An 11,869-nucleotide genomic window follows, 5' to 3' on the forward strand; every position below is an offset into this window, starting at 1 on the left:
CGTCCCGCTGGAATTATCCAGACGTTCAATCTGCAAAAGCTGTCTGCTGAGCGCGGTGGTCGCTTCTATCAAGACGTAGCCGCCTACGGACACTTTGGACGTACGGATCTAGACCTGCCTTGGGAGCAAACCAACAAAGCTGCGGTGCTGCGGGAAGCACTGTCGGAATCGCTCTCGGTGAAGCGTTAGGGGGACCGGGAGGGTAATGGGTAATAGGTTTGCCTGCGTGCCTATTGCCTATTACCTTCATTGCTGGTGAGCGGATCTTCTCTTTAAGAGAATTTGAACTGCTTTAAGTTATTGGTGAGGGTGCGATCAGAAATAGCTCGTCAGATGCAAGATAGAGTGTGGCAAATCCGAGTCAGTTTCGGCATCGGGATAATAAGTACTGCTTTTCTGCTTGTAGTACCAAAGCTTACCTATGACATTAGCTATGGTCTTTTGCTAGCTGTGATAGTTCTTCAAAGCGTAGTTGGGATTGTAGTTGGGGGAATTTCAGGAGCCATAATTGCGATCGAGCAACGCTCAGGGAAAGCTGGCGGCATTATTCTACTGGGCGTATTTTATGGCGTAATGGTGGGTGGAACAGCATTTTTAGCGCTTGCCTGTCTTCCATCAGTTCTGCCAAGAGAGCCTGCTTGGGATATGCCCGTTCCCGATTTTGGTGCAGCAATTACAACTTTCGTTATCTGGCTACTAGGACAATTAACCGGGGCAATTTGGGGAGGCGGCATCGCTTGGTCTCAGTGGTACGCCAATGATCGCAGATAAGCATAAATCAACGCGATGTGCAACTCGAATTCTAAAAGCTTTGATTCTTTTGCAGTCTGAAGAATGGCACATCTGCCTATTACCCATCACCTATTTACTACCCGTCTCGCAGCAGACGGTAAACCGAAGCTGAAATCGTGACAGAATCCTGGCGAGATGCGATACCCTAAATCATGGAGCAGGCTGCTCTTGTGCACAGTTCCCATCGCTTCATGACTCAAACGACTGAATTTCTCAGCCATCTTAATCCGTCTCAGCGTCAGGCAGTCGAGCACTACTGCGGTCCGCTACTGGTAATCGCAGGTGCAGGGTCGGGTAAAACTCGCGCCCTCACTTATCGCATTGCCAACCTTGTTCTGACCCATCGCGTCGATCCCGAAAACATTCTGGCAGTTACCTTCACGAACAAAGCTGCCAAAGAAATGAAAGAGCGGATCGAGAAGCTATTCGCCGATCGCCAAGCGCAAACTCAGTACGGCAAGCCGCTAGAACTGCTGGCGTCCCATGAGCAGACGCGGCTGAAGTCCCACGTCTACAGAACAATTACGAAAGACTTGTGGATTGGAACGTTCCACTCGCTCTGCTCCCGGATTTTGCGCTTCGATATTGAAAAATTCCAGGACGAGCACGGGCGCAAGTGGACCCGCAACTTTTCGATTTTTGACGAGTCCGATGCCCAAAGCCTGATTAAGGACATCGTGACCAATCGGCTAAACCTGGACGACAAAAAATTTGACCCGCGATCGGTTCGCTACGCCATTAGCAACGCCAAGAATCAAGGTTTGTCGCCGCAGGACATGGAGCGAGAGCAACCCAACTACCGGGGTCGCGTCATCTCCAACGTTTACAGCATGTATCAGGATGCGCTGGCGACGAACAATGCGCTGGACTTTGACGACTTGATTTTAGTCCCCGTGCAGCTCCTGCGGCAGAACGAGCAGGTGCGGGCGTACTGGCATCAGCGCTTCCGGCATATCTTGGTGGACGAGTATCAGGACACAAACCGGACGCAGTACGACTTACTGTGTTTGCTGGCAACGAACCGCGACAGCAGCCGCAACTTCGAGGACTGGCAGTATCGATCGATCTTCGTGGTGGGTGATGCGGATCAGTCGATCTACTCGTTCCGCATGGCGGACTTTACGATTTTGATGAACTTCCAGCAGGACTTTGGCGATCGCCTGCCGGACGACGACACGCGCACGATGGTGAAGCTGGAAGAAAACTACCGCTCCACTGAAAATATTCTGCAGCTCGCCAACCAGTTAATTGAGAACAACACCGAGCGCATCGACAAGGTGCTGAAGCCGACGCGCAGCAGTGGCGAGGCGATCGTCTGCCACCGCGCCGATGACGAAATTGCCGAGGCGGAGTTTGTTGTCGGTCAAATCCGCCGCATGGAATCTCAGTTTCCAGAGCTGCACTGGGGCAATTTCGCCATTCTCTACCGCACCAACGCGCAGTCCCGCGCGTTTGAAGAAAGTTTGGTGCGGCTGGGAATTCCTTACCAGATTGTCGGCGGTTTGCGATTCTACGATCGCAAAGAAATCAAAGACGTACTGGGCTATCTGCGGGCGATCGTCAACCCTGCCGATACCGTTAGTCTGCTGCGGGTGATCAACACGCCGCGACGAGGCATTGGTAAAGCGACGATCGATGCGCTAGTGAAGGCGTCTCAGGAGCTAGGTCAGCCGCTCTGGGAGATTCTCTGCGATGTAACCTCCGTCAAGACTCTGGCGGGACGATCGGCAAAATCGGTGTTGGCATTTGTTGACCTAATTCAGCGCTACCGGGATCAGCTGGACATGGTCCCTGCAAACGAGATCGTTCAAGGTGTCTTAGATGACTCTGGATACGTGCGGGATTTAAAATCGCAGGGCACTGACGAAGCAGACAACCGACTGCAAAACGTCCAAGAACTTTACAACGGCGTGCTGCAATTCCAGGAAGAGAACGAAGACACCAGCCTGGTAGCGTTTTTGGCGAATGCGTCCCTTGCATCAGATTTGGATAATCTGGAGACGGCTCAAACGAAGGTGTCGCTGATGACGCTGCACTCTTCGAAGGGATTGGAGTTTCCCGTGGTGTTTCTGGTGGGCTTGGAGCAGGGCTTGTTTCCAAACCATCGCTCCGTTGACGATGCCGCTGCGCTAGAGGAAGAACGCCGCCTCTGCTATGTCGGCATCACTCGTGCCCAAGAGCGGCTGTTCATTTCCTATGCGCGGGAGCGTCGCCTGTACGGGTCGCGGGAGCCTGCAAGTCCGTCGCTGTTTCTGACCGAGCTGCCCAGAGATCTGCTGGAAACCAACACAGTAACTGCGATCCCAACGCGCTGGACAACGCCGATCGCCCAACGTCGCCCCTCAGAAATATCTTCGCTGCCAAATACGCATGAGAATGACTGGAGTGTGGGCGATCGTGTGGTTCACAAAGCCTATGGTGCTGGGCAAGTGACTCATATTTTTGGAGCAGGCAACAAGATTTGCTTAGCGGTGAAGTTTCCCGGGTTGGGACAGAAAATTATTGATCCCAAGATCACGCCTGTGCAGCGCACCGAGTAGTCGATTTATAATCCGCCCAAAGATTGATTCCCGGTTTGTAACCATTCATTACGCTCTCAGTGATTGCTGCAAAGAGTGGATGCTTCAACATGAAGACTGGCTGGGGAACAATAGCTGCGTTGTCAGTGCTGGGCGGGTTGCTGACAAGCTGCCAGAGCAATCAACACGCGAGTACATCACATCAGTCAGACGCCGCATCTGCGGCTCAGCCAGTTAAGCTGGGTGCTTCAGACGGTGAACTCGTTCACGATGGACAGCGTCGTACCTACTCAATCTACACGCCCAAATCCTACCGGGGCGATCGTCCCTTGCCGCTGGTGCTAGCGTTTCACGGCTACGGTTCGCAGGGCAAAGATTTGGCAACCGGAAGCGGCATGAATGACATCGCTGAGCAAAAGGGATTTCTTGTGGTGTATCCCGATGGTATTGAGCGGCGCTGGAATCCACTACACAAGGCGCTAACCGGAGTAGATGATGTCGCATTTGTGCCTGCCCTGATTGCGCATCTGAAGCAGGAACGAGCGATCAATTCTCGGCGGATTTATGCGGCAGGTGTCTCAAATGGCGGCTTTTTGGTGCAGCGATTAGCCTGCGACCAAGCCAAAGACATTGCTGCCTTTGCTTCAGTTGTTTCCAGCTTTCCCAGCCAGTTGCAGGCGGGCTGCCGTCCTCAGGCTCCGGTGCCGATGCTAATGATCAATGGAACCAGCGACGATAAGGTGCCCTGGCAGGGGGGCAATCTACCCTATGGATCGCTGCTGTCGGTGCCGCAGACGATCGAGCTTTGGAAGCAGCACAATGCCTGCCCTGATTCAGCGCAGGTCAAGCGACTAGCGGGCGATCGTATTGAAGTCTCTCGCTACTCAAACTGTCGCAGCGGCGCTGAAGTAGAACTGGTTGCCCTTAAAGGAGCGGGGCACGTCTATCCCAGAGGCGGCGGGGGATCGTCCTCACTGCTCGATGGGAGCCAAGAGATTTGGAACTTCTTCGAGCGGCACAGGCTGCGATAGAACTGGTGCTGAGGAAGGCTCAGACGGCTGGAGGGTGAAAATCGATACATCGGGTGATTCAGGCGGGTGATTCAACGCTAAGCTAGGGCTGAGACTGGGAGTAACACGTATGGAATTTGTGATCGATCCGCCGATCGCGACCAAAATCCAAAAAATGAAGCAGAGAGTCCGCTGGCAAGACTCTCTGCTAACGCAGCGGCAAATTGATCAAACCCGCTTGGTGCTGGATGATGGGCAGGACGATCGTCCAGATTTCTCGTTTCTGGTAATCGGTGATAGCGGGTCAGGACCTCATCGAGGACACAATCCGCAGCGGCGGGTGGCTGAGTTCATGCTGTCTCACCGCGATGCCTGCCGCTTCATTCTGCACACGGGCGATGTCATTTACCTGACGGGCTCCAGCGAATTTTATCCCAAGAACTTCATCGAGCCGTATCGAGAATTTTTGGTGGGGGGCGATCGACCGAGGCGAATCGCGTACAACCAGATGGTTTTCAATCTGCCGTTTCTCCCGGTTCTTGGCAATCACGACTACTACGATTTACCGCTGGTCTACAGCATGATCGCGCAGATGACGCAGCCGTTGCGCCATCTGCTGGAATCGCGGCTTGATTTTGATGTTGGCTGGCGCGGATCAGAACAGGGCAATGCCTACGCCAAGGCGTTTCTAGATTACCTGATGGGGCTGAGTCAGACGGAGCTGCAGCAGCACCTCAATCAGCATTACGGCGCTCAAACTGACACCGGATATGCCCTCAACTACCAACCAGGACAGTTTACTCGGCTACCCAATCGCTACTACAGCTTCCGCGTAGGTGGGATCGATTTCTTTGCCCTCGACTCCAATACCTTCAACGCGCCCGCCCCACTGCCAAATACGCCGGAGGGCGATGTGCGGCGGCGGCGACTGGAGGCAGAGCGATCGAAAATTGACTCTGAGCGCATGCAGCTTCTCGACAGCGCCAGTAAATACAACTCCAAAAATCCTGAAGACGCCGAGCGCCTCGACGATATGAAGGCGAAGCTAGAGCAGCTCGGCGAAGTTAAAAAGGACATCGACAAGCAGCTTGCTACCGATGAAACGACCGTGACGGATTTAGAACAGCTGGAGTGGCTGCAGCAGCGGCTGATTCAGTCTTGGAACACTGAGTCCGTGCGGGGACGGGTCCTCTTTTTCCATCATCCGCCCTACGTTACCGAAGCCACGAAATGGCATCAGGCGCAAACCCTCGCCGTACGTGACCGCTTGCGCTATGTCCTGGATCGCGTTGCCAAGGAAATCGGTCCGCGACCGCAGCCGATCGTCGATCTCGTTCTTAACGGACACGCGCACTGCCTAGAGTATCTCCGCACTCTGGATACCGGACACGCCGACGCGAATACCAACTGGATTGTTTGCGGCGGCAGCGGCTACAGCCTACGACGCCAGCGGCAGGAAGGACCAGAACTGGCAGAGCCAAGCGATCGCCTACAGCCCGATCGCGCCCGTGCCGTGGCAAAATCCCTGCTGTTTGTGGGGCGAAATGGGCAGGGTGTCCACAAACGTCGTCCGTACTCGTTTCTCCGCATTGATGTCAAAGCTGGATCGCCGCCCAAGTTTGTTGTGCGTCCGTTTATCTCAGAGCGGTATCACCGACAGTGGAGCGATCGAGCACTGGAGCCATTTGAGATTTAGCTGGGAGTGGAGAAGAACGCCCACAGTCTCTTCCCTAGGTTTCTTCTCTCCCCACTAACTCGGCAACTAAAGCAATCACCGCATCCCCATCAATGGGTTTTGCCACATGACGCTGAAAGCCTGCTCGGAGCGCCTGCTGCTGGTCAAGCTCGCCAGCATAGGCAGTGATGGCGATCGCAGGCAGCGATCGTCCCGACTCTCGAATTATTCGCATCAGGGCGTAGCCGTCCATGTGCGGCATGCCAATATCGCTGAGGAGAATCTCTGGTCCAAACTGCTCGATCGCGTCGAGTGCGCTCTCTGCGGATGCAGCATCCGCCACGATCGCGCCACTCGATTCCAGCAAAAACGTCAATAGCTCGCGCGCGTCGGCGTCATCATCCACCACCAGCGCCCGAATTCCCTTTAGCGGTAGATTATCTGTTAGATCTGGCGCAGCCAGCAAACCATTGGGTGGCGGATTTGAATGGTCAGCCGTCAGTAGCAGCAGTCGAACAGTAAACGTCGCTCCCTGTTCTTCTCCAGCACTGGCTGCCTGAATTGAGCCGCCGTGCAGCTCAACAATTTGCCGCGCGATCGCTAGCCCCAACCCTAGCCCACCAAACTTGCGCGTCGTCGAGCCATCCTCTTGCCGAAAATAGTCAAACACATGCGGCAGAAATTCAGGGTGAATGCCTTTGCCTGTGTCAGCAACGGTGATTTGGGCACAGGCGGGGGCGACCGTCTCGCTATTGTCTATCCGCGATAGAGCCACCTCAACTCGTCCACCGTTCGACGAGAATTTCACGGCATTGGCAATCAGATTCCACAGCACCTGCTGCAACCGCGCCGCATCGCCAGACACCCAAACCGCATTTGGTTCTAGCGTTACGTCGATCGCAACCGATTTCGCATCAGCAGCCATGCGAACGGTTTCAATCGCGGCAGAAACCACCGTTGCTAAATTCACTGGAGCCGGATTCAAGGCGAGTTTGCCGCGCATAATCCGGGAGATGTCGAGCAGATCCTCGATCAGTTGCGCCTGCAATTCCGCATTGCGCTCGATCGCGGCCAATGCCTCTGCGGTTCTGGCTTCGCCTAATTTACGAGTTTGCAGCAGTTTAGACCAGCCCAGAATCGGATTTAGCGGAGAACGCAACTCATGGGATAGCACAGCAAGAAACTCATCCTTGAGCCGATTAGCCGCTTCGGCTTCATCACGAGACGATCGCGCCTGTACAAGCAGGCTATCTTTTTCCGAATTAGAGGCCGTTAGCGCCGAATTCATTTGCGCCAGTCGATCGGATAGCTCTGCACGGGTCTGATATTCCTTCAGCCGGACTCGCTCAACCGCAAGCGATATCTGGGTAATCGCCTGCTGGGTTACGGCAGTTCCTAGCAGCAGCCCAACCCCGCATTGCACCAGCAAACTCAGCTTATGGACGTGCAGCACCTCAGAATCAACCGGAAAGCGTGACAAGGTTAGGGCATCTGGATGAACCAGCACGTAGCTAATCAGGGTGGAAACGACACAAAGACTCGCGACTAGCGTTCCACCCTTGGCTCCAAACCGAGTTGCTGCCCAAATAATCGGAATGTAGTTGAGAAAGGCGTATTGCTGAAAGACGAATTCACGTCCAGTCACCTGAGACACCGTAAGAGCTGCCGTGCCGACGCTTAATGCCACCAGGAAGGAAATTTCTCCCCATATCCGTAAATTGAAATAGAAACCGCGCACTGAGCCATCTGCTCCACCTTTGGAAGCGAGTTCCGGCGAAGCTTCTGTATCTGATTTAATCCAGCCGCGTCGCTGCAAAACCGGAGTCAACAGCAGCAGGGCAACAGGCATAATCGTTATGGTGCCGATCGCGTTACCAAGCCACCAGTACGGAATACTGCTGGAAATGGCTTCCCACGGCAACCGACCGAGCATTGCCAGCATGACGCTGCCCACCAATGCAGAGGTGGCACAGCCCGCGATCGGGGCGCTGAAGATTAGAAATGCTGCATCGTTAAGGCTGGTTGGAATCGGCGATCGTTGCAGCAGATAGCGATACAGCAGCCAAGTGATCAGGGGTTCAGTTGCATCGCTCCAACCGATGAGTTGCTGCCATCCGCGACTGATTCCCCACAGCGGTGCCATCAGCGTAGAAACGACACCTGTTAAAAGAACCCCAACGGGTCCCAGCCATATCGCTAGAGTAATTGCCACGCCAGAAGGCGGAAACCACAGGGAAACCGTAGGCTGAATCCGAAAGACGATCGCCGTTAAGTGGGCTGCAATTAAAGCGATAAACCCAATTGGAAGCAAAACCTTCCAACCTTGGGGAATGCGATACGTCATTGAATCGAGCCGGGTGAACTGGCTGCCAGTCTGGGATAGTGCAGCCTATGGCGCACGTTAGACTATCTCGATTGTAGTCCTACTGGCATCCCGTACCTCGGTCTACTAGGACGCTTACTGCTGCTGCGGCAGCGCGTACCAATCCTTGCCACCACCTAGCGCAAAGCGAATCGAATGAGACACATCTTTGCTCGACTGGACAATAAAAATTAGCAGTGCCAGAAACGTCAATCCAGACGCCAGCCCGAAGAGTCCCCGGTAGCCGACCCAATCTGCATAGAATCCTAAGGCAGGTCCCGCGATCGCAATGCCCAAATCGAACCCCGCCATACACAGGCTGAACACTCGTCCACGCTCTGATGCCTCCGAACGATCGGCAACCAGCGCGATCAAAGCTGGAATAAAAATGCCAATTCCCAATCCTTCAAGCGCCCCTGCCAACAAAAACACCTCTCGGTGCATTGCCGTCCACAGCGCCAGCATTGCCAGCGCGTAGATTAGCAAACCCAGTGTAATGAACCGTCCACGTCCATAGCGATCGCTGGCACGTCCCGAAAACAAGCGGGCGCTGAAGCTGGCGATCGCGGCAGCGGTGTAAAACAGTCCCACATTCAAATCGACTCGCGATTCCTGAATGTAGAGCGGCACAAACGTGCTGAGGGTGCCAAAGGCAAGTCCAACTAACAGCAGCAGCAGGGTTGGAACCCGCAAGCGAGGACTGGTGATCACTGACCAGAAAGGTTTGCGCCCCTGATCGTCTTGAAACTCCGTCACGGGAGCCACAACCCAGACAGCACAGCCAATTCCAGCCACGCCCAAGCCCGTCGCTAACAAAAACAGCGGCGTGTAGCCTGCCCACTCCAGCACATATCCACCCAGTGCCGGCCCGATCGCCATGCCGATCGGGCTCGCCAAACTTAAGTACCCGATGATTTCTCCGCGATTCTGCGCCGGAGACAGATCAACGACAAGTGCGCTGTAAGCAGTTGCAAAGGCGGCAATACTAAGCCCGTGAAAGGCACGGATTGCCATCAGCAGCGGGATGGACTGCGTGACTAGATAGCCTAGTGGCGCGATCGCCGCTGCCGCTAGACCAATCAACAGCACCACGCGGCGTCCCCGCTCATCGGCTAATCGCCCGACCCAAGGGCGAAACAGCAGCAGCCCGATCGCGAACGATCCCATGACTATTCCGACCTGATGGTTTGTTGCGCCGACATGCTTGATGTACAGCGACAGGGTGGGCAACAGTGCAGCAAGGCTAGACCAAAACAGCAAGCCCGTTAGCAGCAAAACCAGCAGATTGCGGCGTGTGGCGGTTGGAAGAGTGCGGAAAACGTTCAACGATCGCGTCCTCGTGTGATTGACGGTCTTTATCTATGATGAAGATTCCTTAACAATTTTTCCACTCGCAAGCTCTGCCCAACGACACAAAAAATCGAAGCAGAGTGGTCTGCTTCGATTCGATGGACAAAAATCTGTTAGAAACCTGAGAGCTAAATCGCTCTACAGTACTTGACGAGAAACAAGCTTCTCAAAGTCCGCCTGAGTCTGCTGAAGGAGTTGCGCTCGACTATCGATGGCTTGAGTTAATGGGGGGACAAGGTTACGAGCCTGTAGCGTCATGTGAAGCTGTAGGTGGGCGACATACTCGCTGAAGTCTTCCCGGAGCGGATTGACCGACTGATTAAAACGCGAATTCAAGATGTTCTCCTTTCTTAACGCTGCATCGTGAGCCAACGTAAACGAACGTATCATGTCGATCGGCATACTCCGCTAGGATTGCAACGAAGGTTAATCATTTCGATGCGAACGCTTACAAAAGGTTACACACGAGCGAGCGAACTCACCCCCAACGAGCGATCACGCGAGACAATAACTAACTGTAGAAGCACGTAGACAACACAGAATCATGACCCACTCAGAGGCTTACCGCATCGAGAAAGACTCGATGGGCGATCGATCCATTCCCGACACGGTTTACTACGGCATTCAGACCCTCCGCGCAACTGAGAACTTCCCAATTAGTGGATTAAAGCCGCTACCCACTTACGTCGATGCCTGTGTGCTGATCAAAAAAGCAACCGCGATCGCCAATGGTGAACTCGGCTGCATTTCGTTGGAACTGAGTCAGGCGATCGTTCAAGCCGCCGATGAAGTTCTCAGCGGCAAACTGCGAGATCAGTTTGTTGTTGATGTGTATCAGGCGGGTGCAGGTACGTCGCACCATATGAACGTCAATGAGGTGCTGGCAAATCGGGCGCTGGAACTCTTGGGCGATCGCAAAGGCAACTACGCGCGAGTTAACCCCAACGACCACGTTAACTACGGACAGTCCACCAACGATGTCATCCCGACCGCGATTCGGATCGGCGGCTTACTGGCACTGGAGCGGACGCTGTTTCCGGCATTGGAGGACGCAATCACCGCGCTAGAAGCCAAAGCGATCGAATTTCAGGACGTGATCCGATCGGGTAGAACGCACCTGCAAGACGCGGTGCCCGTGCGACTGGGCGAAACCTTTCGGGCATGGGCGCAGATTTTCAGCGACCATCGATCGCGAATTCAGTTTGCGGCTAAAGATTTGATGAGTCTGGGCTTGGGTGGAAGCGCCGCCGGAACAGGACTGAATACCCATCCACAGTACCGCTTCCGCGTCGCTGAGATTTTGTCAGAGCTGATCGGTCAGCCGCTGCAATCCGCGCCGCATCTGATGGCAGCGATGCAGAGCATGGCACCCTTTGTCAATGTGTCGGGTGCAATGCGAAATTTAGCACAAGACTGCGCAAAGATTTCTCACGATTTGCGCCTGCTAGACTCCGGACCGAAAACGGGTTTGAAAGAAATTCAACTGCCGCCCGTGCAGCCCGGATCGTCGATCATGCCTGGAAAATACAATCCTGTAATGGCAGAAATGACCTCAATGGTGTGCTTTCAGGTAATCGGCTACGACAGCGCGATCGTCCTTGCTGCCCAAGCCGGACAGCTTGAACTCAACGTGATGATGCCGCTCATTGCCTATAATCTGATCCACAGCATTGAAATTTTGGGCAATACGATCGCCGCCCTGACGACGCGCTGCATTCAGGGAATTACAGCAAACCGCGATCGCTGCTTAGCCTATGCCGAGGGCAGTCTCGCGCTTGTGACCGCGTTGAATCCGCATATTGGCTACCTGAATGCTGCTGCTGTTGCCAAAGAGTCGCTAGAAACAGGTCAGTCGCTGCGAGACATTGTGGTACAGCGAGGACTGATGACGCCTGACGTTTTGGCAGAGGTGCTCGATCTCGACCAGATGAGCGCCATGCCGATCGCGCCTAGTCGCACAGATTAAAAAAACGTAATGTAACGAATTCTCCCGAAACGTCCTGCATCCACCACCTTTAAGCGCGTTTGGTCGCTAGCTTAGCCATGTCGCGTGACACACATTACCCGTGTGGGGGAGTGATCTGTGTCGTCCGAGTGAGGCACACTCTATACATAGAGTATTTATCGGGCGGTAACGTCATGGTGTGGGCGGACGAACTAG

Annotated in this window: 8 protein-coding genes and 1 pseudogene; 6 read left to right on the top strand and 3 right to left on the bottom strand. The window is 54.3% G+C overall.

Annotated elements, in window-relative coordinates; all coding sequences use genetic code 11:
* The 5 genes and pseudogenes from H6F43_RS07670 to H6F43_RS07690 all read left to right on the top strand — a co-directional run.
* A pseudogene (locus H6F43_RS07670) lies at positions 1-189 on the top strand (methionine adenosyltransferase domain-containing protein); the annotation flags it as partial.
* 261 nt (positions 190-450) lie between these two features.
* Positions 451-771 (top strand): hypothetical protein, encoded by a 321-nt coding sequence (locus H6F43_RS07675; protein ID WP_190342211.1) that lies wholly within the window; start codon positions 451-453, stop codon positions 769-771.
* Between the two features lie 212 nt (positions 772-983).
* Positions 984-3,332, top strand: coding sequence for a DNA helicase PcrA (gene pcrA, locus H6F43_RS07680; protein ID WP_190342212.1), 2,349 nt, complete (start codon positions 984-986; stop codon positions 3,330-3,332).
* Between the two features lie 89 nt (positions 3,333-3,421).
* Positions 3,422-4,342: a PHB depolymerase family esterase gene (locus H6F43_RS07685; RefSeq protein WP_190342213.1), complete on the top strand. Its 921-nt coding sequence runs from the start codon at positions 3,422-3,424 to the stop codon at positions 4,340-4,342.
* 109 nt (positions 4,343-4,451) lie between these two features.
* The gene (locus tag H6F43_RS07690) at positions 4,452-6,017 is read left to right on the top strand and encodes a metallophosphoesterase (protein ID WP_190342214.1); all 1,566 of its coding nucleotides are present in this window, start codon (positions 4,452-4,454) and stop codon (positions 6,015-6,017) included.
* Between the two features lie 34 nt (positions 6,018-6,051).
* Here the strand turns inward: H6F43_RS07690 and H6F43_RS07695 are convergent, their stop codons facing one another.
* The 3 genes from H6F43_RS07695 to H6F43_RS07705 form a co-directional block, all read right to left on the bottom strand.
* A complete protein-coding gene (locus tag H6F43_RS07695) occupies positions 6,052-8,340 on the bottom strand; it encodes an ATP-binding protein (RefSeq protein ID WP_190342215.1) in 2,289 nt (762 codons plus the stop codon).
* Positions 8,341-8,454: 114 nt separating this feature from the next.
* On the bottom strand, positions 8,455-9,684 hold the full coding sequence (locus H6F43_RS07700; protein WP_190342216.1) for an MFS transporter: 1,230 nt from the start codon (positions 9,682-9,684) through the stop codon (positions 8,455-8,457).
* 162 nt (positions 9,685-9,846) lie between these two features.
* Positions 9,847-10,044, bottom strand: a complete 198-nt coding sequence (locus H6F43_RS07705; protein ID WP_190342217.1) for a hypothetical protein — start codon at positions 10,042-10,044, stop codon at positions 9,847-9,849.
* A 208-nt stretch (positions 10,045-10,252) separates the two neighbouring features.
* Between H6F43_RS07705 and H6F43_RS07710 the strand changes: the two genes are divergently transcribed.
* Entirely contained in the window at positions 10,253-11,674 is a 1,422-nt protein-coding gene (locus H6F43_RS07710; RefSeq protein ID WP_190342218.1) for an aspartate ammonia-lyase, read from the top strand.
* The last annotated feature ends 195 nt before the right edge of the window (positions 11,675-11,869 follow it).

Source organism: Leptolyngbya sp. FACHB-36, from assembly GCF_014695955.1.
Lineage (GTDB): Bacteria > Cyanobacteriota > Cyanobacteriia > Leptolyngbyales > Leptolyngbyaceae > FACHB-36.

Bases quoted from the DNA above. Each gene is read 5' to 3' on its own strand.
- H6F43_RS07695 (WP_190342215.1), bottom strand. From the start codon at position 8,340: ATGACGTATCGCATTCCCCAAGGTTGGAAGGTTTTGCTTCCAATTGGG.
- pcrA (WP_190342212.1), top strand. From the start codon at position 984: ATGACTCAAACGACTGAATTTCTCAGCCATCTTAATCCGTCTCAGCGT.
- H6F43_RS07690 (WP_190342214.1), top strand. From the start codon at position 4,452: ATGGAATTTGTGATCGATCCGCCGATCGCGACCAAAATCCAAAAAATG.
- H6F43_RS07710 (WP_190342218.1), top strand. From the start codon at position 10,253: ATGACCCACTCAGAGGCTTACCGCATCGAGAAAGACTCGATGGGCGAT.
- H6F43_RS07685 (WP_190342213.1), top strand. From the start codon at position 3,422: ATGAAGACTGGCTGGGGAACAATAGCTGCGTTGTCAGTGCTGGGCGGG.